The 22,434-nt window shown below is 46.6% G+C and carries 23 protein-coding genes and 1 rRNA gene (1 of these 24 cut by a window edge); 17 read left to right on the forward strand and 7 right to left on the reverse strand.

Going from position 1 to position 22,434, the window contains the following annotated elements; genetic code table 11:
* Positions 1-81: 81 nt before the first annotated feature.
* Positions 82-678 carry an AbiTii domain-containing protein gene (locus AR383_RS13795; RefSeq protein WP_157051745.1) on the reverse strand — a complete coding sequence of 199 codons (597 nt, stop codon included), beginning with the start codon at positions 676-678 and terminating at the stop codon, positions 82-84.
* Positions 679-803: 125 nt separating this feature from the next.
* The gene (locus AR383_RS13800) at positions 804-1,268 is read right to left on the reverse strand and encodes a thioesterase family protein (RefSeq protein ID WP_055733659.1); all 465 of its coding nucleotides are present in this window, start codon (positions 1,266-1,268) and stop codon (positions 804-806) included.
* A 141-nt stretch (positions 1,269-1,409) separates the two neighbouring features.
* Between AR383_RS13800 and recQ the strand changes: the two genes are divergently transcribed.
* The 4 genes from recQ to polA all read left to right on the forward strand — a co-directional run bounded on the left by recQ (position 1,410) and on the right by polA (position 8,109).
* A complete protein-coding gene (gene recQ / locus AR383_RS13805) occupies positions 1,410-3,194 on the forward strand; it encodes a DNA helicase RecQ (protein WP_055733660.1) in 1,785 nt (594 codons plus the stop codon).
* Between the two features lie 33 nt (positions 3,195-3,227).
* Positions 3,228-4,646, forward strand: a complete 1,419-nt coding sequence (locus AR383_RS13810; protein ID WP_055733661.1) for a protein adenylyltransferase SelO — start codon at positions 3,228-3,230, stop codon at positions 4,644-4,646.
* Complete coding sequence (locus AR383_RS13815; RefSeq protein WP_055733662.1) at positions 4,634-4,939, forward strand: hypothetical protein; 306 nt, start codon at positions 4,634-4,636, stop codon at positions 4,937-4,939. The genes AR383_RS13810 and AR383_RS13815 overlap by 13 nt, the downstream gene beginning before the upstream one ends.
* A gap of 389 nt (positions 4,940-5,328) precedes the next feature.
* Positions 5,329-8,109, forward strand: coding sequence for a DNA polymerase I (gene polA / locus AR383_RS13820; protein WP_055733663.1), 2,781 nt, complete (start codon positions 5,329-5,331; stop codon positions 8,107-8,109).
* A gap of 691 nt (positions 8,110-8,800) precedes the next feature.
* Here polA and AR383_RS13825 read toward each other — a convergent pair.
* A complete protein-coding gene (locus AR383_RS13825; RefSeq protein WP_083481612.1) occupies positions 8,801-9,871 on the reverse strand; it encodes a glycoside hydrolase family 43 protein in 1,071 nt (356 codons plus the stop codon).
* A 202-nt stretch (positions 9,872-10,073) separates the two neighbouring features.
* Entirely contained in the window at positions 10,074-10,709 is a 636-nt protein-coding gene (gene yihA, locus AR383_RS13830; RefSeq protein WP_373869469.1) for a ribosome biogenesis GTP-binding protein YihA/YsxC, read from the reverse strand.
* A gap of 137 nt (positions 10,710-10,846) precedes the next feature.
* Here yihA and AR383_RS13835 point away from each other — a divergent pair, with 137 nt between their 5' ends.
* The 5 genes from AR383_RS13835 to hemN all read left to right on the forward strand — a co-directional run bounded on the left by AR383_RS13835 (position 10,847) and on the right by hemN (position 14,566).
* A complete protein-coding gene (locus AR383_RS13835; RefSeq protein ID WP_055733664.1) occupies positions 10,847-11,464 on the forward strand; it encodes a c-type cytochrome in 618 nt (205 codons plus the stop codon).
* 194 nt (positions 11,465-11,658) lie between these two features.
* Entirely contained in the window at positions 11,659-12,216 is a 558-nt protein-coding gene (locus tag AR383_RS13840) for a class I SAM-dependent methyltransferase (protein ID WP_188407383.1), read from the forward strand.
* Positions 12,209-12,730: a Der GTPase-activating protein YihI gene (gene yihI / locus AR383_RS13845; protein WP_055733666.1), complete on the forward strand. Its 522-nt coding sequence runs from the start codon at positions 12,209-12,211 to the stop codon at positions 12,728-12,730. Before AR383_RS13840 ends, yihI begins: the two co-directional genes overlap by 8 nt.
* Before the next feature lie 5 nt (positions 12,731-12,735).
* Positions 12,736-13,182 (forward strand): DUF2489 domain-containing protein, encoded by a 447-nt coding sequence (locus AR383_RS13850; RefSeq protein WP_055733667.1) that lies wholly within the window; start codon positions 12,736-12,738, stop codon positions 13,180-13,182.
* Positions 13,183-13,192: 10 nt separating this feature from the next.
* A complete protein-coding gene (hemN, locus tag AR383_RS13855) occupies positions 13,193-14,566 on the forward strand; it encodes an oxygen-independent coproporphyrinogen III oxidase (protein WP_055733668.1) in 1,374 nt (457 codons plus the stop codon).
* 47 nt (positions 14,567-14,613) lie between these two features.
* On the opposite strand, the gene znuA is transcribed toward hemN, so the two are convergent.
* Complete coding sequence (gene znuA / locus AR383_RS13860; protein WP_055733669.1) at positions 14,614-15,501, reverse strand: zinc ABC transporter substrate-binding protein ZnuA; 888 nt, start codon at positions 15,499-15,501, stop codon at positions 14,614-14,616.
* A 119-nt stretch (positions 15,502-15,620) separates the two neighbouring features.
* On the opposite strand from znuA, the gene znuC reads away from it, so the two are divergent.
* The 6 genes from znuC to aroE all read left to right on the forward strand — a co-directional run bounded on the left by znuC (position 15,621) and on the right by aroE (position 20,100).
* Entirely contained in the window at positions 15,621-16,373 is a 753-nt protein-coding gene (znuC, locus tag AR383_RS13865) for a zinc ABC transporter ATP-binding protein ZnuC (RefSeq protein WP_055733670.1), read from the forward strand.
* Between the two features lie 3 nt (positions 16,374-16,376).
* Positions 16,377-17,165 carry a zinc ABC transporter permease subunit ZnuB gene (gene znuB / locus AR383_RS13870; RefSeq protein WP_055733671.1) on the forward strand — a complete coding sequence of 263 codons (789 nt, stop codon included), beginning with the start codon at positions 16,377-16,379 and terminating at the stop codon, positions 17,163-17,165.
* Entirely contained in the window at positions 17,165-17,743 is a 579-nt protein-coding gene (tsaC, locus tag AR383_RS13875) for an L-threonylcarbamoyladenylate synthase type 1 TsaC (protein ID WP_055733672.1), read from the forward strand. The genes znuB and tsaC overlap by 1 nt, the downstream gene beginning before the upstream one ends.
* An 18-nt stretch (positions 17,744-17,761) precedes the next feature.
* Positions 17,762-18,697, forward strand: a complete 936-nt coding sequence (gene hemF / locus AR383_RS13880; protein WP_055733673.1) for an oxygen-dependent coproporphyrinogen oxidase — start codon at positions 17,762-17,764, stop codon at positions 18,695-18,697.
* Between the two features lie 135 nt (positions 18,698-18,832).
* Positions 18,833-19,198 (forward strand): MaoP family protein, encoded by a 366-nt coding sequence (locus AR383_RS13885; protein WP_229711150.1) that lies wholly within the window; start codon positions 18,833-18,835, stop codon positions 19,196-19,198.
* A gap of 83 nt (positions 19,199-19,281) precedes the next feature.
* Entirely contained in the window at positions 19,282-20,100 is an 819-nt protein-coding gene (aroE, locus tag AR383_RS13890) for a shikimate dehydrogenase (protein ID WP_055733675.1), read from the forward strand.
* On the opposite strand, the gene AR383_RS13895 is transcribed toward aroE, so the two are convergent.
* The gene (locus AR383_RS13895; protein WP_055733676.1) at positions 20,090-20,536 is read right to left on the reverse strand and encodes a GNAT family N-acetyltransferase; all 447 of its coding nucleotides are present in this window, start codon (positions 20,534-20,536) and stop codon (positions 20,090-20,092) included. The genes aroE and AR383_RS13895 overlap by 11 nt on opposite strands.
* Positions 20,537-20,631: 95 nt before the next feature.
* Here AR383_RS13895 and AR383_RS13900 point away from each other — a divergent pair, with 95 nt between their 5' ends.
* Positions 20,632-20,892, forward strand: a complete 261-nt coding sequence (locus AR383_RS13900) for a DUF1488 family protein (RefSeq protein ID WP_055733677.1) — start codon at positions 20,632-20,634, stop codon at positions 20,890-20,892.
* On the opposite strand, the gene AR383_RS13905 is transcribed toward AR383_RS13900, so the two are convergent.
* On the reverse strand, positions 20,889-21,425 hold the full coding sequence (locus tag AR383_RS13905) for a gamma carbonic anhydrase family protein (RefSeq protein WP_198150153.1): 537 nt from the start codon (positions 21,423-21,425) through the stop codon (positions 20,889-20,891). The genes AR383_RS13900 and AR383_RS13905 overlap by 4 nt on opposite strands.
* A 623-nt stretch (positions 21,426-22,048) precedes the next feature.
* Here AR383_RS13905 and AR383_RS13910 point away from each other — a divergent pair.
* Positions 22,049-22,434, forward strand: a 16S ribosomal RNA gene (locus AR383_RS13910) (it continues 1,155 nt past the right edge of the window).

Below are 22,434 nucleotides of genomic sequence, written 5' to 3' on the forward strand. Positions count from 1 at the left end.
GATAAAAAAGATGGAATAGTGTAGCAGGGAGGTTGTTAATCAACCATAGCTTATTTTAGTGCTATCGCAGTGGGAGCGGGCTTAGGCTTCTAAAGGGCTATCGCTATAAAGTCTACGCCAAGCTTTATGTAAGTGGTATTCGGCTTGGCATAGTTGACCAATTTTGCCTAATAGATCTTTGGTCTCGGGTTGCTGGTTAAGTTCTAACAAGTGCAGTAAGTGACCTAATACCCCCTGAATAAAGCGTTCGTTTAAGGGCGCATGATAGCTTTGCCAAGCGCGAACACAGTTGTAACCAGGAATGATGTCATTGGCGTAGCTAGCAAGAATACGCATCGGCCAAGCTTGTTGGATCTCTTCATCGTTGCTTAAGCATTCATGTAAAGACTGATGAATATGCAGATAGCGCAATACACAACGATCCCGCTCGTTTAAACAGTCGTCGTGGATTTCTTCAAAATGTTGCAGTTGTTGGCCGGGTTTAACAAAGATACCCAGTTGCTTACACTCAACGATGCGATAATCAGGAAAATGGGCAAAATCACCATAGCCGTGCAATTCGTGTTCAAGCCATTGTTCTAACTCCTCTATATGAAACTTTTGGCTATATTGCTGAGCTTCCAGCAATATTCGCTGCATTGTTTCGCTAAGCAGAGGTGCGTTGTGACTTGTGCTCATAATATTCGTTGACCTTTGACGCTGAGAGTGACCAATAATTAGTATAGTTATAGTTCAGTAAAAACTATGCTTTTTGTGTCTTGTGTAAGGCTAAATTTCTGCTTAGGCTTGGCAACTTTAGTGCACTAACCCACTAGGTAGGTTCCGGTACCAAAGGCGATATGGGTACCTGCCTGATTATGCAGCTCCATGCGTGTTACTGTGACTTTATTTCCTGAGCGGATCACTTCAGCTGAGGCAAAGAATAATTCCCCTACGCCGGGGCGAAGATAGTCGATTCGTAGGTCGATAGTGCCGGTTTTACTTAAGCGCTGGGACAGCTCTTTGCTAGATAAATGCTCCATACGTTGTACCGCAGCCGCAGCGGCAGTCATCCCTCCGGCTACATCGAGAATGGTCGCAGTCACACCACCATGCAGTATACCGTGAACTGGATTGCCTATCAGCTCCTCACGCATTGCTAGCTTAAGGCTTACCCCAGTTGCGCTGTAATCAACTAACTCAATCCCAAGTAGCTGATTAAAGGGCATCTTTTGAATGAAGGTATCGGCGATGGCTTGCCGCCATTTTTGCTGTCGTGGACTGGTCATGGTTTCCCTTGTGAAAGTTAAACGCTTGTTTGAATACTCTATCCCGAGAAAAGAATAAAGGCAAACCAAGACAAGACCGCAAGGCTTGATTACAATGTTCGGCCGTTTGGTTTTCTCCTCAGTTTTGGATTATTAGCGCGAATGCAACGAGCCCAGCAAGTATTACAAGATGTCTTTGGTTTTGCCGAGTTCAGAACTGGGCAGGCGGAAGTCATTCAGCGACTGCTCGACAATCAAGACTGTTTGGCGATTATGCCCACCGGCGGTGGTAAGTCGTTGTGTTATCAGATCCCAGCCATCGTTAAAACGGGTTTAACTGTAGTGGTATCACCGCTGATTTCCTTGATGAAAGACCAAGTGGATAGCCTGCAGCGCAACGGAGTGAATGCCGCTTATCTTAATTCTACGCTAGAGCGTGAGCAGCAGTTTCAAATCTACCGTCGCCTGCAGCAGGGCGAAATTAAGCTGTTATATATTTCCCCGGAGCGCTTGATTAACGGTGATTTATTGGCCCGTTTGGCCGAACTCAATGTGGCTATGTTTGCCATAGACGAAGCCCATTGTATTTCCCAGTGGGGGCATGATTTTCGCCCTGAGTACAACGCTCTGGGTTGCCTCAAGCAACATTTTCCGCATTTGCCCTTGGTGGCACTCACCGCTACCGCCGACGATACCACTCGCCAAGATATCTTGCAGCGCTTGAATTTAACCGAAGCCTTCACCCTAGTCTCGAGCTTCGACAGGCCGAATATTCGCTATACCCTGCAGGAAAAATACCGGCCTTGGCAGCAGCTCAGTGATTTTGTTAAACGCCGCCGAGAAGACAGTGGCATCGTTTATTGCTCTAGCCGCAAGCGAGTTGAAGAATTGGCGCATAAGTTAAGTGCCGAAGGGATCCGCAGCGCCGCCTATCATGCAGGTTTGCCCATTGCCGAACGGCAATCAGTACAAGAGCAATTTCAGCGTGATGAGGTAGAAGTGGTGGTGGCTACGGTGGCCTTCGGTATGGGCATCGACAAACCCAATGTGCGGTATGTGTTTCACTACGACATTCCGCGTAACATCGAAGCTTATTATCAAGAAACTGGACGGGCCGGGCGCGATGGCACCGAGGCCGAAGCGGTATTACTTTACGACCCCGCTGATGCCAATTGGTTGCGGCGGATGATTGAAGAAAATGAAGACGAGCAGCAACGTCGCGTAGAAAGTCATAAATTTAATGCCATTGTGGCCTTTGCTGAAGCGCAAACTTGTCGTCGTCAGGTATTGTTGAATTACTTTGGCGAATATTTGGCTACCGCCTGTGGTAACTGCGATGTGTGTTTAGATCCGCCCAAGCAATACGATGGCTTGCAAGATGCGCAAAAAGCGCTGTCTTGCGTGTATCGTCTAGGTCAGCGTTTTGGCATTGGTTATGTTATTGAGGTCTTGCGTGGCAGCATGAGTCAGCGCATTCTAGAGCAAGGCCATGATAAGTTATCTACCCATGGAATTGGCAAACACGCCAGTCACGAGCATTGGATGAGTGTATTACGTCAGCTGATTCATTTGGGCTTGTTACAGCAAAACATCGCACGCAGTTCGGTGCTGCAGCTCACCGAAGCGGCCCGACCCTTTCTAAAAGGGGAGCTTCCACTGTCGCTTGCGGTACCGCGTATCAATACTACTAAACAAAGTAAAAAAACCGCTAATTATGGGGTGTACGATAAACGTTTGTTCGCTTTGCTGCGTAACTTAAGAAAGCGTTTAGCTGATGAAGAGTCGGTGCCTCCGTTTGTGGTATTCAATGATGCTACGCTAATAGAAATGGCTCAGCAGCAACCGCAAACCCAGCACGAAATGCTGGCGATTAGTGGTGTTGGCTTGAAAAAGCTAGAACGTTACGGTTATCAATTTTTAGCTTTAATCGATCAATACCAAGCTTAATTATTTTCTTTGAACCATTAACAAGAGGCCGCTATGGAATTTGTCAATCGCTTCGCTCAAGCCTTGCCCGAGCTGTGCCATCAGCAGCCACCTACGCCTTTAAGCGATCCTCAGTTAGTGATTGTGAGTGAGGCGGCCAGCCAAGAGCTCGACCTAAAGCCTGATTTTATTCACACCGAACTCGCGGAGATTACCGCGGGTCAGCGAACATTGTCGGGCATGCAGCCAGTGGCCAGTGTTTATGCTGGCCACCAATTTGGCGGTTATAGTCCGCAATTGGGTGACGGCAGAGCACTGCTGTTGGGCGAGCATAAAACCGCTCAAGGAGCGCATTGGGAGCTGCAACTTAAAGGCTCTGGCTTAACCCCTTTTTCTCGTCAAGGTGATGGTAAGGCGGTACTGCGCTCGACTATTCGTGAATTTTTAGCCAGCGAAGCGATGGCCGCTTTAGGTATTGCCACTACTCGCGCCTTAAGTCTATCGGTGGGTACGGGATTGGTGCAACGTGAGCGAATGGAAAACGAAGCGATGCTGTTACGTATGGCGCCCAGTCATATTCGCTTTGGTCATTTTGAATATCTTTACTACCAGCAACAGACCCAGCCCTTAAAGCGTTTGATCGAGTTTTGTTTAGAGCACTATTTTGCAGAGTGTTTAAGCGCTGAAAATCCGGTGTTAGCCATGCTAGAACAGGTGGTGGATAGCACCGCTCTAATGATCGCTCAATGGCAGGCCGAAGGTTTCTGTCATGGGGTGATGAATACCGACAATATGTCGATTTTAGGTTTAACCATCGATTATGGGCCCTTTGGCTTTTTGGATGACTATAAACCCGCGCATATTTGTAATCACAGCGATTACTATGGGCGTTATGCCTACAATCAACAGCCAGCAGTGGGCTTATGGAATTTGCAGCGTTTGGCTCAGGCCTTGTCTGACTATGTGCCGAGTGCTCAATCAGAACCCTTATGGATGCGTTATCAGCAACGGATTAATCAGCACTATCAACAGTTAATGCTAGACAAACTGGGGCTTACCCAGTGGCACAGCGAAGACGAAGCCTTACTGGCTGGCTTGTTCCAATTAATGGCCGAGCAGGGAGTCGATTATCAGCAAAGCTTGCGGACCCTAGCTCAACCCTTAGACAGCCTAGCTGAGCAGCTCAGTCCGGCTTGGCAACCTTGGCTAAAACAATATCGTCAGCGTTGCCAAGATAATCAGTTGAACGATAAGCAGCGCTGCGTGAGTATTAAGCAGCATGTACCACTTTATGTATTGCGTAACTATTTGGCTCAGCAAGCCATAGAACAAGCCGAACAAGGTGACTTTAAAGAGTTGCATGCCCTACATCAGGTATTGCAGCGCCCTTATGAACGCCAAGCTGATGCCGAGCGCTTTGCTGCGCCGCCACCTGCGTGGGGTAAATGCTTGGAGATCTCATGCAGCAGTTAGATGAGGTTTATACGGTACTGGCTGAGTTTGCGGTGGTTAAGCTGAACCGCAGTTTTTCTGAAGAGCAATTTCTAGCTTTGGCGCAAGGCTTTGTTGAACAGCAGGCTTGGCCCATTGCCTTTATGGAGCAGGGGGCTGACTGGCAAGTGCTCGGTTTTTATTTGGAGCAACAATTATGGTGGTGGCGTTATGATGCTTTAAGCCAAAGTGCCTGGTTTGAGTGTGCAAACTCCGAGGCTTTTTCAAGTGCTTGTGCTAGCTTATTAAGCTCGCTAAAACGTGCCAAGTTTTAACAAAACAAATAATATTTTTGCGCTGGTTAAAATGTGATCTGTTCCAAGGTTTGCCGTAGAGTAATCTTCTATATTGTTCCACCTGCCCGCGACAAGTTGATTGTTTATTCGTCAGGACGGGCCAAAAGAAAAGTCATGGAATGACGTTTTCCACACCAAGGGAATTGTTTGCTGCTCCATTTGTTAGTCTTTCTTTGTTTTTAACTCGCTGTAATTAAAGGGTTTTATTTTTCCTTGTTAATCTTGTGAATTTTTCGCGAGAGAATTGTTGCTGCTTGTCAACAGACTTATCCACAAGCTGTTCATGGTAAAAGCCTATTGCTCTGGTGCATTAACAGCGGCTGTGGCATCATCAAGCGCATTGAAAATCAGAACCATGGATCATCTTAATGGCAGCCCTTCCCGACCAAGCTCTTGTACTTGTTGATGGCTCTTCTTATTTATATCGTGCCTTCTATGCGCCTCCACATTTAACTAACTCAAAAGGCGAGCCCACCGGTGCGGTTTATGGTGTGGTTAACATGTTGCGCAGTCTACTTAAGCAATTTAAGCCCGAGCATATCGTGGTGGTATTTGATGCCAAGGGCAAAACCTTCCGCGATGAGATTTATCAGCAGTACAAAGCCAATCGTCCCTCTATGCCCGATGATCTTCGTTCGCAAATTGAGCCACTGCATGCGGTGATTAAGGCCATGGGTTTGCCGATGATCGCCATACCCGGAGTGGAAGCTGACGATGTGATTGGCACTTTGGCTAAACAAGCTTCTGCCGAGAATAAAGCGGTGATAATTAGTACCGGCGATAAAGACATGGCGCAGCTGGTTGATGACAACATCACCTTAATTAATACCATGACCAATACGGTTATGGACCGCGCTGGTGTTGAAGAGAAATTTGGTGTGCCACCAGAATTGATTATCGATTACCTAGCCCTGATGGGCGATAAGGTGGATAACATACCCGGCTTACCCGGTGTGGGTGAGAAAACCGCCTTAGCCATGTTGCAGGGAGTGGGCGGGGTAGAGCAGCTATTAGCCGATCCCGATGCAGTGCAAGAGTTAGGCTTTCGTGGGGCCAAGACCATGCCGAAGAAATTGCGAGAGCATGCAGAAGATGCGCGGCTGTCTTATTTATTGGCCACCATTAAATGCGACGTAGAGGTGGGTTTGACGATGCAAGATATGCAACGTCTAGAGGAAGATACCGATACCTTGGTGAAGTTATTTGGCGAATTAGAATTTAAGCGCTGGTTAAGTGAAGCGCTAGACAATCAAGCTAAAGGTGGCTCAACTGCTGAACCCGCCAATCCGCAGGACGGCGAAGCCAGTGAAGCAACGCTTCAAGCTGCCGCTGAGCTGAGTGGTGAATACGAGACCATTCTAGATAAACAAAGTTTTGCTACTTGGCTGGAGAAAATACAGCAAGCAGAGCTAGTAGCTTTGGATACCGAAACTACCTCGCTGAATTATATGCAGGCAGAATTAGTAGGGCTATCTTTTGCCGTGGAAGCGGGTAAAGCGGCCTACTTGCCGGTAGCGCATGATTATTTGAATGCGCCGGAGCAATTAGATAGGGACTGGGTATTAGCTCAGCTGAAACCCTGGTTGGAAGATCCCTGCAAGGCTAAGCTGGGGCAAAATCTTAAATACGACGCTAGCGTATTGGCGCGCTATGGGATCGACTTAAAAGGTATTAAGTACGATACCATGCTGGAGTCTTATGTCTTAAACAGTACTTTGACTCGCCATGATATGGATTCTTTATCGTTGCAATACTTACAGCACAAAACCATCAAGTTTGAAGATATTGCCGGCAAAGGGGCTAAGCAGCTTACTTTTAATCAAATAGAACTGGAAACCGCGGCACCTTATGCTGCTGAAGATGCCGATATTACTTTGCGTCTGCACCAAACCCTATGGCCCAAGTTGCAGCAGCAAGCCAAATTACAGAGCCTGTTTGAAAAAGTAGAGCTGCCACTGGTAAGTATCTTATCTAAAACCGAGCGTCAGGGTGTGCGCATTGATAGCCAAGTATTGGCGGCGCATAGTCTTTCTCTGGCAGAGCGTATTGATGGCTTAGAAAAGCAGGCTCATGACTTAGCGGGTGAACCTTTCAACCTGGGTTCACCCAAGCAGCTGCAACATATTTTGTTTGAAAAAATGGCCTTGCCGGTAGTGAAGAAGACCCCTAAGGGCGCACCGTCCACCGCTGAGGAAGTGCTACAAGAGTTGGCTTTAGATTACAGCTTGCCCAAAGTTATTTTGGAATACCGCAGCTTGTCTAAATTAAAGTCTACTTATACCGACAAGTTGCCAAAGATGGTGGAACCAAGCACTGGGAGAGTACATACCTCTTATCACCAAGCGGTCACGGCCACCGGGCGTTTCTCGTCTAGCGATCCTAATTTACAAAATATTCCGATCCGTCATGAAGAGGGCCGCAAGGTGCGTCAGGCCTTTATTCCGGCGGAAGGTTATAAGTTGGTGGCCATCGATTACTCACAAATTGAGCTACGTATTATGGCTCACCTTTCTCAAGATAAAGGTTTGTTAAGCGCCTTTGCCGCGGGCGAAGACATTCACAAAGCTACCGCGGCAGAGGTATTTGGTAAGTCGCTAGAGGCGGTGAGTAGCGATGAGCGTCGTAGCGCTAAGGCAATTAACTTTGGTTTGATTTATGGCATGAGCGCCTTTGGTTTGGCTAAGCAGCTAGGCATTGCCCGAGCCGACGCGCAAACCTATATGAATCGTTATTTTGAACGTTACCCAGCGGTGCTCGATTATATGGATACTACCCGTGATTTTTGTCAGCAACACGGTTATGTAGAAACCCTATTTGGCCGCCGTTTATATTTACCTGAGATTAATTCGCGTAATGGCATGCGTAAAAAAGCCGCCGAGCGGGCTGCGGTTAATGCGCCCATGCAAGGCACCGCCGCCGATATTATCAAAAAGGCCATGATTGCCGTAGCCACTTGGTTAGATACCCAAGCCGATGAGCACTGTAGAATGTTGATGCAGGTGCACGATGAATTGGTGTTTGAGGTTTTAGAAAGTGAGTTGGAACGAGTCGTGCCCAAACTCACCGAGTTAATGGAGCAAGCGGTTCACTTAGATCTACCTTTGGTGGCTGAATCAGGTGTGGGCAACAACTGGGATGAAGCACATTAAATAGCGAATTTTGTCTAATTTGAGGAAGCTTAGGCTTCCTTTTTTTGTGCTTATGGCTCGGGTTTAGCATTTAGTAATAATGAAAGGCTTTTCGCGTAATAAAAAAACCTGAAACACCATGAAACATGAAATTAGATTACAAAAAATGCTTTATTTTTCATCGGTGATGCTCTAAAGTAGCACTTGTAGGGTACAGAGGTAAGATGTTCTATCTTTCAGACCTTTATTTCACGTAGTTGAAAAAGGCTATTTTGCCGCCTCGATGGTTTACATCGGGGCGTTTTTTCTTTTATAACCGCTTTAAACTCCATTTCCCCCTATTCTTAAGGCTCGATTGAGCACTTTTCTTGTGAATTTTTATTGTGTTATTTTATTTCGCTTTTATGTTTTAAAAATACCTGGAGTGAAAATTTGCTACTGTTTTCTCTTTGAAAAATCATCTGGAAGATAGATAAATTATGGTTTGCCCGACTGTTTGGTAAGTCATGGTGAAAGTGCTGCTGAAAGCAATAGCAAATAAAATGCACGTTTTTTAAAAAAATGTGAACTAATCTATTTTAGTTAAGTCTTAATTAATGCAATTGGAATAGTGCTTTCAGTTTTTAAGAATTCTTTTCTTACTCGCCCCATTCAAAGAATGGGGCTTTTTTTTGCCCAAGATAAATTGAGCGTCTTGGCAAGCTAGCTACGTTTAATCGTAATAAGGCTTGATGGGGGTAATCTTACCATTCTCGTCGATGGTCAATTCTGCCATTTTGATGCTGCGTAAGTGGGTTTGCCCTGCCGACAGAGTGCTGTCGTGGTAGAACAAGTACCATTTACCTTCAAACTCGACAATGGAGTGATGGGTGGTCCAACCTAACACTGGCTCTAGTATTACGCCCTCATAGCGGAAGGGACCGTAAGGCGAATCACTGCTAGCATAAACGATTTTATGAGTATCACCCGTCGAATAAGAGAAGTAATAGCGACCATTGTATTGGTGCATCCATGGCCCTTCGAAATAGCGGCGATGGTTATCTCCGGCTAGTAGCAGCTCGCCATTCTCATCAACAATGTCGATGGCTTGCGGTGGCTCGGCAAATTCCAGCATGTCGTCACTCAGTTTAGCGACAAATGGCCGTAGCGCGGCTTGTTGGTCTTGTGGGAACTGCTCTTCGCCAAACTCACCATCGCGCCAACATTGCAGTTGTCCGCCCCATAAACCACCAAAATACATGTAGTGGCTACCGTCTTGGTCTTTAAACACCGCAGGATCGATGCTAAAGCTACCTTTAATCGCTTCTGGCTGGGGTATAAAAGGTCCCTCAGGCTGCTCGCCAACCGCGACACCAATTTGAAAAATGCCGTCGTGGTTGCGTGCAGGAAAATACAAATAGTATTTGCCGTCTTTCTCTGCCGCATCAGGGGCCCACATTTGTTTCTCGGCCCAAGGCACGTCTTTTACATCTAAGGCCTTACCATGGTCGCTTACCACGCCAAAGGGACGATCTAAGGAGAACACATGGTAATCGCGCATGTCAAAGTGGTCGCCGTTGTCATTTAAAGGCTGACCGTTATCAACGTCGTGTGAAGGATAGATATATAATTTGCCGTTAAAGACATGGGCCGAGGGGTCGGCAGTATACATGTGTGTGACTAACGGGCTGCTGATTGGCTTGAGCTGTGAGGCTCTGGCTAAATCAGCTTTAGTCACGGCTTCGGCATCGCTGGTTGTTTCTGCAGCATGTGACTCAAGCGGCTTGGCTTTGTCTTGGTTCATGGTGTTTCCTCATTAGTTTTTGCGACATTATAGCGGGCTTCAGCGGCTGAATTTTTACGTTCTTCGGTAGCCTGATTGCAATATTTAGCCGTGGCTTAAATTTTGAGGGAAGTTGTGAAGCAAGAGGTGTATTGCGAGAAAATGATGAAACTTTCTCGCTTAATTGCCCATTTGTTGCAGCTTAATGTGAGTTGTGAAGGTTTTATTGCTGGTCGTTGAGCGGTTCGGCCTGATGTTGATCAAACCAACTGGCTAAGGTATTTTGCAGAATATCCAGACCTTGTTTTTTTAATGAGGAAAAGGCTTCAACTCGTACCTCTCCACCAAAGGCTTTAGCGGTTTCACGGCCTTTTAACACCGCAGCTTTTCGAGCGCCTTGTTTCAGCTTGTCGGCCTTGGTTAATAAGGCCAATACCGGTAGGTCACAGTCTACTGCCCATTGAATCAAACCATTGTCGGTGTCTTTAAATGGGTGTCGAATATCCATGAGTACAACAATACCTTGCAGGCTTTGTCTATCCTGTAGATATTCAGACAACGATTTTTGCCATTGCTTCTTAATTTCTTCGGGAACTTGAGCAAAGCCGTAGCCAGGTAAATCGATTAATCGAAAGCCTTCACTTATTTCAAAAACGTTAATTAATTGTGTCCGGCCCGGCGTTTTACTGGTTCTGGCAAGGCTTTTTTGGCGGGTTAAAGCATTTAATGCGCTGGATTTACCAGCGTTAGAGCGTCCGGCAAAGGCGACTTCAATCCCGCTATCTTCAGGCATTGCCTGAATATTCGGCGCGCTAGTAATGAAGTGGGTGTTTTGAAAATGATATTGCGCCATGGTGATGTTGAGCTCCACAAGGAAATTAGGGTAATACATTACGTTTTTGGCAAAATTGTGTAAAATAATGCCGTTACTGGACTCGCGCATTGTAACACGGGCGCCAGTGTGTGGTTTGGAATAATACTAATAAATGGAATGTCATGAAAAAACTTACCTTAGTTTTAATCTTATTGGCGGGAGTTGCCAGTCCTGTATGGGCCAAGGGTGACGCTGTCGCTGGAGAGCAAAAAGCTGCATCGTGTAAAGCTTGCCATAACGATCAAGGCGAGGCCTTGGCTTACCCTAAATTAGAAGGCCAACATGCTGGGTATTTGGTTAAACAGCTTAAAGATTTCCAAGCCGCAATGAAGAGTGGCGGTGCAGAAGGGCGTAATAATGCCATTATGGGTGGCATGGCTATGCCGCTTTCAGAGCAAGACATGGAAGATATCGCCGCATATTTTTCTGCTCAACCAATGAGTCCAAATACTACCGCACCTGAATATGTAGAGGCGGGTCAAAAATTATTTATGGGTGGCGACATCGAGCGTGGCATTGCGGCTTGTACAGCGTGTCACGGCCCGCGTGGTGTAGGCCATAGCTTAGCTCGTTTCCCTCGTATTTCTTCGCAGTACGCCAGTTACATTGAAAATCAGTTAAAAGCCTTCCGTAGCGGTGAGCGTGCCAACGACCTTAACGGTATGATGCGTGACGTTGCGGCCAAGCTTAGCGATGACGATATCGAAATTTTGTCACAATACCTTGGTGGCTTGCACTAAGAGTGAATGGGCAGCAGCTGCTGCCCAACAACAACTGATTTAATATTCGCCATCTTTGTTGTTAGTGTTACACTTGCGCCCCTGAAAAATACGGCTAGGTGTGGTTGGTGAATTGTCCCCTCTGTAATGCGACAGCTTGCAACGATTTTTATCGTAATAAACGTTGCCAATATTGGCTCTGCAACGTTTGCGATTTGATTTTTGTTGATCCACAAGATGTGTTGAGTACTGAAGCCGAAAAAGCGCAGTACGACTTACATAATAATGACCCACAAGATCCTGCTTATTTAGGCTTTTTACAACGCTTAAGTGAGCCTACTATTGCCGCGCTAACAGCGCCGGTTGTTGGTTTGGATTTTGGCTGTGGTCCGGGCCCTGCACTGAGTGTGTTGTTCGCGCAAGCAGGTCACCAATTGCTAAACTATGATCCTATATATTACCCAGACAAGGAATTGTTAAGCCGAGATTATGACTTGGTCACTTGTAGTGAAGTGGTGGAGCATTTTAATCATCCGGCGCAGTCTTGGCAGCAACTAACTAGTTTGGTGACTGCTACGGGTTTATTAGCAGTAATGACTAAACGCCATTGGGGGATCGAGGTATTTGCTCACTGGCACTATAAAAATGACCCTACCCACGTGGCGTTTTATAGCGATAAAACGTTTCACTGGTTAGCAGAATTCTATCAAATGAGTTTGGAAATAGTCGGCCCTGATGTGGCGCTATTCCGCAGAGGTAAACAAGATGTCTAGAAAAAAAAACCGCAAGGGCGGCTTAATTGGGGTACGTAAAGATCCTGACTTTAAAGCTAAACGTGTTGCCGTACCTGACCGTAAAAAAATCGGTAAGGGCAAAAGCGCTGGCAGTCGTCAACAAAGTCTTGAGAAAGATTCGTCTAACGCTGTGCTTAAGCAAGAAAAGGATCCGCGCATTGGCAGTAAGGCCCCGGTGCCACTTGGGGTAACGACGACAGCGCCGGCTAAGCCAGCGAAACCGAAAGCCAAAGCACCAGTATTGAGCCCAGAGCAAGAGCTAGCCAAGTTGGAAGCAGATACCCGTGTTGAAGCGCTTATCGATATCTTGGATGAGGGCGGTAAAATTTCTGCCCAAGAGCAGCAGTGGTTAGATCAACAGCTAGCTCGTCACGCCGAACTGTTGCGTGAGTTAGGTTTATCTGAAGAGACAGAAGAAGACGAGGACTTGGATGGTGACGAACAACTATGGCGTTCGTTAAATAGTTCTTCTTTAGATCAGTATAAGGATTAGTTTTTATGATGTGGTGGGCGGTTGTTGCGCTGCTGATCATTTTGTCGTTGGCGACTTATGCGGCCTTATTGGTGGGGCGTTTAATGGGTCAGCGTAAAGTAATTCAGCGGGCTTTGACTAAGCGTAATGAGAATTTATTGGGTGATATTCGTTATATTGCCAGCGCCATGGTTGATGATCGCTGCGGTTTGTCTGAAGGTGTGATCCGTATCAGTAATCTGTTAATGGCCCTGCAAACGCCTAAGCGAATTGATTGGGCTGAGCGTTTCCCTAGCGTATTTCAACTGTATAATTCAGTAAAACAATTGCCTACTCATGAAGCTCGCAACAAATTGCCTCGTCAGCAAAGAATGCGTCAGGATCTTCAGCGTGAAGCTGAAGAAGAAACATTGAGACAGCAGATTATAGAAGAAGCTAAAGCGCTGACCGAGCTTAGTGTAGACCTGCTCTAGGAGAAACTAAATGGCATCATCAGCGGTAGATTGGGACCAGCAGTTAATTGAAAAGTATAACTATTCTGGCCCTCGCTATACCTCTTATCCTACGGCTTTAGAATTTAGCGAGGCTTTTGCAGAGCCGCAGTTTCAAGAGGCCTGTGCTAAGTATCCCGAGCGGGCGCTATCGTTGTACGTGCATATTCCGTTCTGTCATAAGCTTTGTTACTACTGCGGCTGCAATAAGGTCATTACTCGCCACCAACATAAGGCGGATATTTACCTTGATTACCTAGAGCGCGAAATTGAACTCCAGGCGGGGCGCTTCAAGCAGCGCCAGGTTAGCCAAATGCATTGGGGAGGTGGCACACCAACCTATTTAGATGCAGCTCAGTTAAAACGCCTCACTTCGCTGTTGTACCAGCACTTTGATTTTGCCGATGCTGCGGAAATCAGCATTGAAGTCGACCCTCGAGAAATTGAATTAAGCACCATCGATCTATTAGCCGAGCTAGGTTTTAATCGCCTCAGCTTAGGAGTGCAAGATTTCAATAAACAGGTACAGCAGGCGGTTAATCGAGAGCAAGACGAAGCGTTTATTTTTGCCTTAGTCGAGCGGGCCAGAGCGGTGGGCTTTGGCTCAGTTAATATTGACCTGATTTACGGTTTGCCTTACCAAACGCGTGATAGCTTTAAGCAAACCCTGCAACGAGTGATTGAGTTAAACCCTGACCGCTTATCGGTATTTAACTATGCCCATTTACCCAGTCGCTTTGCTGCACAACGTAAGATAGATGAAACTAAGATGCCCACTAGCGAGCAGCGTCTGGGTATTTTGCGCGATAGCATCGAATTTTTAAGCCAACATGCATATCAGTTCATCGGTATGGATCACTTCGCTAAGCCGGAAGATGAATTGGCGATTGCCCAACGCAAGGGGCAATTACATCGTAACTTTCAGGGTTATACCACTCAAGGTGAGGCCGATTTATTGGGCTTGGGTGTTTCTTCCATCTCGATGCTGGGTGACGCCTACAGTCAGAATCAGAAAGAGCTAAAAAGCTATTACGCGCAGATCGATAGCCTAGGTCATGCCCAGTGGAAGGGGATAGCACTGAATCAAGATGACTTGATTCGCCGGGAGTTAATTAAGCGACTGATTTGCAACTTTCAATTGAACTTTGGTGATTTAGAGCAGCTGTTTGGCATCGATTTTCAGTCTTACTTTGCCGAAGATGTACAGCTATTACAGCCTTTTGTAGAAGATGGCTTGGTTGAGCTAAGCGAGCAGGGGATACAAGTGAGTAACAAGGGGCGCTTGTTGATACGCAATATTTGCATGTGTTTTGATGTGTATTTCCGTAATCAAGCTAGGCGCCAGCAGTTTTCTCGGGTGATTTAATCTGGCCGCAGCAATAGAAAACGGAGCGTTAAGCTCCGTTTTTGCGTTTATTGATTGCCATCAACGAATAGACAGTCTCGATAGCTGTTAGCTAACTGCTGCAATAAATCAAAATAGCCATTGGCGGAATTTTTCACGGTGATGCCTAAGGGGTCAAGCAGGCTGATTTTAGCCCCACTATCTTGGCTAATGGTTTCCAATAATGCGCCATTAAACTGGGGTTCGGCAAAAATACACTGGGCCTTGCCTTGCGCTAGTTGTTGGCGAATATGCTGCAGGGTTTTAGCCCCGGGGCGGCGCTGGGGATTGATGGTAAATTCGCCTAGGCGGTTCAAAGCAAAGTAACGCTCAAAGTAACTATAGCCATCGTGGAAAACGAAATAGCCTTGGTGTTTTACCGGCTCTAGTTGTTGCTTCATATCGCTCACTAGCTGGTCCAGCTTTTGATTAAAGCGAATGAGTTGCTGCTCCAATTCTGCTTGGGGTTTGACTTGCATTGCGATCAATTGTTTGGTCACGGCTCGCGCAATATCGCGCGCTTGCTTAGGCCCTAGCCAGATGTGCGGGTCTAACTCGTGGTGGTGATCGCCATGATGTTCATGCTCGGCTTCCCCCTTGATAAGCTCTAGTCCTTCTATGTCCAGTAACTTTAGTTGTTGGCTATCACTTTGGCTGAGTGGCTTACTTAGAAAGGGTTCTAGTTCTTCCCCTACCCAAATCACCAAGTCGGCTTGACGAAGGGCGCGTACATCCGACGGGCGCAAGGCGTAATCATGGGGGGATACATTGGGGCTCACCAGGTAATCAACTTGATATTGCCCTTCGGTAAGGCTGTTAATCAGCAGTTGTAAGGGTTTGATGCTTACTAGGATATTTGGACTGCTGGCCCAGCTAGGAAAGGCCATTAACATTAAGATAAAAAACAGTTTACGCATACAGGCTTTGTTAGATGATTTGGTAAAATAATACGATAGTGTAACATCTAGTGTAGAATAGTGCCCCCCAAGCATACTTCGCTGGGTTCTAACGAACGAACTATCTATAGGATTTGGTATTGACCACCTTACTTTCGCTAAACAATATTTGTGTTAGCTTTGACCAGCGCATGGTTCTTGACCATGTGTCACTCGAGCTTAATCGCGGCCAAATTACTACCCTGATCGGTCCTAATGGGGCAGGTAAAAGTACCTTAATTAAAGTCATTCTTGGCTTGATTCCTGCCGACTCCGGTAATATTACTCGTGCCTCAAAATTGCGGATTGGTTATGTGCCGCAGAAAATTAGCGTTGACGAATCCTTTCCCTTAAGCGTTGAGCGTTTTTTGAAGTTAGCGCGTCATTATTCACGTAAGCGCCTAAACAAGGTGATTTCGCAACTTAGTATTGAAGGCCTATTACAGCGGCAGCTAGTGCGCTTGTCGGGTGGAGAGATGCAGCGGGTACTGTTGGCCCGTGCCTTGCTCGGTGAGCCACAACTATTGGTTTTAGATGAGCCTGTGCAAGGTGTTGATATTTCGGGGCAAATTGAGCTTTATCAATTAATTTCCGATATCGCCCAACAAATTGATTGCGCGGTGTTGTTGGTCTCCCACGATTTGCATTTAGTCATGGCTGGTACCGACCATGTGATTTGTCTAAATCATCATGTTTGCTGTCACGGTGAACCAGAGAGTGTGGCACAGCACCCAGAGTTTGCTCGGCTATTTGCCCAGAACGAGCGTCAGCAGCTGGCGGTTTATACCCACCATCATGTTTGTGATGAACACGACCACCATCACCATCAAGCTAGTAGCCAAGAGAACGTTTAAGACATGGATGATTTTTTAATTAATGCCTTATTGGCAGGTTTAGGTATCGCCCTTTTGGCCGGACCTTTAGGCTCTTTCATGGTATGGCGACGCTTAGCTTACTTTGGTGACACTCTGGCGCACGCGTCTTTACTTGGGGTTGCACTAGGCTTGTGGTTAGCCATTAATCCGATATTGGCGATGGTGCTTAGTGGCGCTATGTTGGCGCTGTTATTGCTATCTTTACAGCGCTATAAACAGTTAGCCAGTGATACCTTGTTGGGCATTATGGCCCATTCAGCCCTCTCTTTAGGCTTGGTGGTTGTAGCATTGATGGACAGTGTGCGCATCGATCTCATGGCCTATTTGTTTGGTGATTTATTAGCGGTGACCCAGCAAGACTTATTGTGGATTTGGGGCGGCGGTGCTGTGGTGTTAGCGGTATTATTCAGCCAATGGAATAAGTTGCTGTCGGCCACAGTGAACGAACAGATTGCCGAGGTAGAAGGCATTAATGTGGATTTAATGCGGGCCTTGTTGTTGCTATTGCTGGCAGTAGTGATAGCCATTGCCATGAAGATTGTCGGTGCCTTGATTATTAGTTCCTTGCTGTTGATCCCCGCCGCTACTGCGCGGCGCTTGAGTCGTTCGCCAGAGCAAATGGCGGCTTATGCAGTGGTGTTTGGCGCTATATCGGTACTGTTGGGCTTGTGTTTGTCTTGGTACCAAGATACCCCGGCAGGTCCTTCTGTCGTAGTATGTGCCGCCTTACAATTTGTATTAATTCATAGTTTGGTAAAAGTGCAAAAATAATGAGTAAAGCTTCTTCTCAAGCGGTTATTTGTAGTGATGTAACGCGCACGGCTGCGGCGATTAGCCAGGGGGCCGTGGTGGCCTATCCCACCGAATCTGTCTATGGTTTGGGCTGCGACCCCGACTCTCAACAAGCGGTAAATAGGATTTTGCAAATTAAGCAGCGTCCTGTAGAGAAGGGCTTGATTTTATTGGCTGCAGAGCTTTCGCAGTTGTTACCTTATATTGATTACGCCGCCTTGTCTGAACAGCAACGTCAACTATTGGTGACCTCGCAGGCACGCCCCACCACCTGGTTGGTGCCGATTTCAGCCGCTACTCCGGCGTGGATTTGTGGCCAATTTACTAGCGTGGCAGTGCGTTTGACAGATCATCCGATTGTGGCCAGCTTGTGCCAGTTAAGCGGTAAACCCTTGGTATCTACTTCAGCCAACTTAAGCGGAGAGCCACCGGCGCAAACTGCCGAACAGGCGGCGCAGTTAGCTGGGGTGGATCTAGTATTTGATGGCCCCTTGGGTGGTGCCAAACAAACCAGCCAAATTAAAGACATAAGTACTGGCCAAGTGATCCGCGCTTAATCGATTAAAGGTAGTAGCATGCAACAAGTCAATTCAGTGGCCGTTCGAGAGTTTTTTATTCACTTACAGCAGCGTATTTGCCAACAGCTGGAGCAGCAAGACGGTCAAGCCACGTTTTTACACGACGATTGGCAACGCGACCCAGCTGAACATCAAGGCCTTAGTGGCGAGGGCCGCTCCCGTGTTCTCAGCGAAGGCCTGGTGTTCGAACAAGCGGGCGTGAACTTTTCTCATGTGTTTGGTGAGCAAATGCCCGCCTCCGCTACGGCGCAACGCCCAGAGTTGGCGGGGCGGCGCTTTGAAGCCATGGGGGTATCTTTGGTGATTCATCCGCATAATCCTTTGATACCGACTTCGCACGCCAATGTGCGCTTTTTTATCGCCGAAAAAGACGGCGAAGCGCCGATCTGGTGGTTTGGTGGCGGCTTCGATCTAACGCCTTATTATGGCTTCGACGAAGATTGCATTAGCTGGCATCAAACGGCGGCGGATTTGTGTCAACCTTTTGGTGATACGCTGTATCCTAAGTATAAAAAGTGGTGTGACGAGTACTTTTTCCTTAAGCATCGCAACGAGACCCGCGGCATTGGAGGCTTGTTCTTTGATGATTTAAACGAATTAGGGTTTGAGCAAAGCTTTGCTTTTACTCAAGCGGTAGGTGAAGGTTTTCTTCAAGCCTATTTACCCATTGTGGAACGTCGCAAAGGCATGCCTTTTACCCAACAACAGCGTGATTTTCAGTTATACCGACGTGGCCGTTATGTGGAATTTAACTTGGTTTATGACCGAGGTACCCTATTTGGTTTGCAGTCTGGCGGACGTACCGAATCAATCTTAATGTCACTACCACCCTTGGTGAAATGGCGTTATAACTGGCAGCCAGAACCAGGTAGTGCAGAAGATCGCCTCTACCAGCGTTATCTAAAGCCACAAGACTGGTTGAGCAAGGCTTAGCCAAAACGCTAAAAAAGCGATTTATTTTCTTGCAAGAAGCTTCACTTTGAATTAATTATTTTAACTGTTGAGCATGAGCTCGTTGGTATCAATGATTTCTTTTTAGTTGAGTCTTACACTATGAATGGATCGTTTTTGGCTAAACGCCGATTTGCAGATGATAAACATTTTCGCCGTGGTTTCTCGCGTAGTGGCGCCTTCACTATCAAAGAAGCTGAATTATTAGAGCGCTGTGGCTGCGCTTTTAAAGAATTAGACGAGTCGCTTAGGGACCCTATCGACGATGTTGAAGCCTACTTTGTTTCAGTATGTCGCGGTGAAGCCGAAGCTGAAACGGCAGAACAAAAAGTATGGTTAAAATATAAAAAACTATCGGGTCGTAAAGCATTCCATGGTTTGGTGAGTAATCCACCTAAGGCCAGCGTGACAGAAAGCGCCGGTTCTAGTGACGATGATGACCTTGATGACGTCGATTCTAGTGATGTTGATGATGAGGATTAATCGTTAAACATGGGCCTTTAGTTATTCTATTTTTACTAAAGCCTTGTTATGGTGCACTATTATTTATCTAAGTAGTGCGCCTAATGGATTTATACGCAGTTTTTGGTAACCCAATCAGCCAATCAAAATCTCCTTTTATTCATACCTTGTTTGCTCGCCAAACCCAGCAACAATTGAGCTATCGTGCCATTGAGCCAGCCGAAGATGGCTTTGCTCAAGCTTTAGCTGATTTTTGGCAGGCCGGAGGCAAAGGTTGCAATATTACTGCGCCCTTTAAAGAGCAGGCCTTTCAAGCTGCTCAGCAACATACCGAGCGAGCATTGCTGGCGGGCGCTGTGAATACCTTAAAGTTAACCGATGATGGGATATTGCTGGGCGATAATACCGACGGTGCTGGCTTAGTGGCCGACTTATTAGCCCATTTTGGTGACTTAAACGGTTTGAAGATCTTGTTACTCGGAGCTGGTGGCGCTGCTCGTGGCGTGATTGGTCCTTTGTTAGAACAACACTTAGACCAATTAGTGATAGTTAATCGCACCGTTGCAAAAGCGCAAGCCTTAGCAGAACGCTTTGCTGATTTGGGGCCTGTGTCGGCTAGCTCTTATGAAGCCTTGAGTGGCGACTTCGATATTATTATTAACTCTACTTCTACCGGTTTAAAAGGCCAGTTACCTCCGCTAAAGCCAGAGTTAATTCAGCCAACTACCCGTTGTTATGACATGACTTATTCAGCCGAAACCACCGCTTTTAACCGCTGGGCTGGTGAGCTGGGTGCGGCTAAAACGGTGGATGGTCTAGGTATGTTAGTGGGGCAAGCGGCGGAAAGTTTTGCGGTGTGGCGCGGTATCCGGCCGGGCTCGCGTCAGGTATTACGCGAATTACGCCGAAACCTTAGTCGATAGCCGTAATCCGCATTGCTATATGGGGAATATCATCCTCTAGATAGGGCTCACTGCAAATTTCAAAACCAAGATCTTGATAAAACTTTTCTAAGTAGCGCTGCGCTGAGATCATAATGGTGGCTTTCGGCCAGTGCTGCTGACAGTGAGCAATGGCGCGTTGCATCAGTTGCTGTCCCAAGCCCTGACCGCGCCCGCTGCCTTTCGTCACCACCCTTCCTATTTTTGCTTGGTTTTGTTCGGGAGTAAAAATACGGGCGTAAGCAAGCAGTTGCTGGTCTTGATAAGCCATTAAATGCAGCGCTTTAAAATCTTGGCCGTCGGCGTCTTGGTAAGGGCAGCGCTGCTCTACAATAAACACTTCTTCGCGAAGCGCCAGTATTTGGTAGAGCTGGGTGGTAGAGAGTTGTTCGAAAGTTGCCGATTGCCAGGTGGTCATTAATAATCTACTTGCAGTTTAGCTGTTCAATAGCAACACTTTAAGAAGGTCAAATACAAATTACAAGCAGACCGAATAACGGGAGTAAGACTATTATGAATCAAGCCATCATTATTGGTGATGACCAACGTTGGCAGGCGCTAAATCAATGTATCGAGTTTAGCGCGCAGGTCATGGGAGCAAAGGTTCAGTGTGCGGTAAGAAAAGCTACCCTCGAGCATTTAGTGGGTTTGCCCTTAAGCAGTGATGAGAAAATACTCGAGGCCTACCATAGCGTTCAATTTGATATTGAAGAGCTACTAGAGCAAAAGCTGCAAGAAGAAGACTTCGAAGCTAACGGCGCACTTATTCTTTAAGCCTGTTCTTCTAAATATTGCTGTTTCAGCCGTACATAGTTATCGGCTGATTCACTAAGAAAGGCCTTCTCTTTGTCATTTAATGGGCGAGCCTGCTTAACTGGACTACCTATGTATAAATAGCCCGAGACTAAACGCTTATTAGGCGGCACTAAGCTTCCTGCTCCAATCATTACATCATCTTCCACCACCACGCCGTCTAAAACGATGGCTCCCATGCCAACCAGTACACGATTACCAATGCTGCAACCGTGCAACATGGCCTTATGCCCTACGGTAACATCTTCGCCAATAATTAAGGGATAGCCTTCGGGTGGATTCTCAGTTTTGCGGGTCACATGTAATACGCTACCGTCTTGAATATTACTGCGTGCTCCAATATGAATATGGTTAACGTCACCGCGTGCGGCGACTAGTGGCCAAATGCTAACATCATCGCCTAACTTAATTTCGCCATAGAGTACCGCGCTAGGATCTATCCATACTTCTTTGCCTAAGATAGGACTGAAACCTGAAAAAGACTTAACACTCATAATCTACTCCGCTTACTATTGGCTTGAACTATTCAGCTTACGTTATCCGCGCTTTATTACAAATAGTCTTATAAGGAACAAGCGGAGTTATACGACTAATTATCTAGCCAGTAACTTGTATGTGCTAAGAATTGAGCTATAACGATCTCTCCAGTACTTGTGAATTTTTCACTTATCTATGGGTGAATAAGTCAGTTTTCGTGTATTTAAGTTCTAATTATGAGCGTTTCGTTTGAAAAACAGCCATAAACACAATTATTTTAATTTTTCTTCAAAAAACGCTTGCGCCGAAAGATTCGATGCCTATAATGCACCTCCACTGACACGGCACACAGCGCTTCGCAGCGATGAGGATGCAAGTCAGGGCTGGCAAGGCCTAGGGCTGAGTTAGCGACTTTCAAACTGGTTTTTAAAATGTTTTAAAAAAGCGGTTGACAGTCACAGAGGATGGCGTAGAATGCGCACCTCGCTTCGGCAAGAAGCAACGCTCTTTAACAATTTATCAAGCAATCTGTGTGAGCACTCACAGGGCATTAAGCGAAAAAATTAAGCTTAAGTGAACTGGATGCTTGCACTGTAAAACACAGTACTATTTCAGTTTTTAACTTGAGCGAAAGAACTTTTGATTGAAGAGTTTGATCATGGCTCAGATTGAACGCTGGCGGCAGGCTTAACACATGCAAGTCGAGCGGTAACATTTCTAGCTTGCTAGAAGATGACGAGCGGCGGACGGGTGAGTAATGCTTGGGAAACTGCCTGAGAGTGGGGGACAACAGTTGGAAACGACTGCTAATACCGCATAATGTCTTCGGACCAAAGGAGGGGCTCTTCGGACCTTTCGCTTTCAGATGTGCCCAAGTGGGATTAGCTAGATGGTGGGGTAATGGCCTACCATGGCGACGATCCCTAGCTGGTTTGAGAGGATGATCAGCCACACTGGGACTGAGACACGGCCCAGACTCCTACGGGAGGCAGCAGTGGGGAATATTGCACAATGGGCGCAAGCCTG

It is taken from the genome of Agarivorans gilvus (assembly GCF_001420915.1).
GTDB classification, from domain to species: Bacteria; Pseudomonadota; Gammaproteobacteria; order Enterobacterales; family Celerinatantimonadaceae; genus Agarivorans; species Agarivorans gilvus.

Bases quoted from the DNA above. Each gene is read 5' to 3' on its own strand.
- yihI (WP_055733666.1), top strand. From the start codon at position 12,209: ATGTCTAGAAAAAAAAACCGCAAGGGCGGCTTAATTGGGGTACGTAAA.
- znuA (WP_055733669.1), bottom strand. From the start codon at position 15,501: ATGCGTAAACTGTTTTTTATCTTAATGTTAATGGCCTTTCCTAGCTGG.
- AR383_RS13850 (WP_055733667.1), top strand. From the start codon at position 12,736: ATGATGTGGTGGGCGGTTGTTGCGCTGCTGATCATTTTGTCGTTGGCG.
- znuB (WP_055733671.1), top strand. From the start codon at position 16,377: ATGGATGATTTTTTAATTAATGCCTTATTGGCAGGTTTAGGTATCGCC.
- hemN (WP_055733668.1), top strand. From the start codon at position 13,193: ATGGCATCATCAGCGGTAGATTGGGACCAGCAGTTAATTGAAAAGTAT.
- tsaC (WP_055733672.1), top strand. From the start codon at position 17,165: ATGAGTAAAGCTTCTTCTCAAGCGGTTATTTGTAGTGATGTAACGCGC.
- hemF (WP_055733673.1), top strand. From the start codon at position 17,762: ATGCAACAAGTCAATTCAGTGGCCGTTCGAGAGTTTTTTATTCACTTA.
- AR383_RS13905 (WP_198150153.1), bottom strand. From the start codon at position 21,425: ATGAGTGTTAAGTCTTTTTCAGGTTTCAGTCCTATCTTAGGCAAAGAA.
- AR383_RS13815 (WP_055733662.1), top strand. From the start codon at position 4,634: ATGCAGCAGTTAGATGAGGTTTATACGGTACTGGCTGAGTTTGCGGTG.
- AR383_RS13800 (WP_055733659.1), bottom strand. From the start codon at position 1,268: ATGACCAGTCCACGACAGCAAAAATGGCGGCAAGCCATCGCCGATACC.
- AR383_RS13835 (WP_055733664.1), top strand. From the start codon at position 10,847: ATGAAAAAACTTACCTTAGTTTTAATCTTATTGGCGGGAGTTGCCAGT.
- polA (WP_055733663.1), top strand. From the start codon at position 5,329: ATGGCAGCCCTTCCCGACCAAGCTCTTGTACTTGTTGATGGCTCTTCT.
- AR383_RS13900 (WP_055733677.1), top strand. From the start codon at position 20,632: ATGAATCAAGCCATCATTATTGGTGATGACCAACGTTGGCAGGCGCTA.
- recQ (WP_055733660.1), top strand. From the start codon at position 1,410: ATGCAACGAGCCCAGCAAGTATTACAAGATGTCTTTGGTTTTGCCGAG.
- aroE (WP_055733675.1), top strand. From the start codon at position 19,282: ATGGATTTATACGCAGTTTTTGGTAACCCAATCAGCCAATCAAAATCT.
- AR383_RS13795 (WP_157051745.1), bottom strand. From the start codon at position 678: ATGAGCACAAGTCACAACGCACCTCTGCTTAGCGAAACAATGCAGCGA.
- AR383_RS13825 (WP_083481612.1), bottom strand. From the start codon at position 9,871: ATGAACCAAGACAAAGCCAAGCCGCTTGAGTCACATGCTGCAGAAACA.
- AR383_RS13895 (WP_055733676.1), bottom strand. From the start codon at position 20,536: ATGACCACCTGGCAATCGGCAACTTTCGAACAACTCTCTACCACCCAG.
- AR383_RS13810 (WP_055733661.1), top strand. From the start codon at position 3,228: ATGGAATTTGTCAATCGCTTCGCTCAAGCCTTGCCCGAGCTGTGCCAT.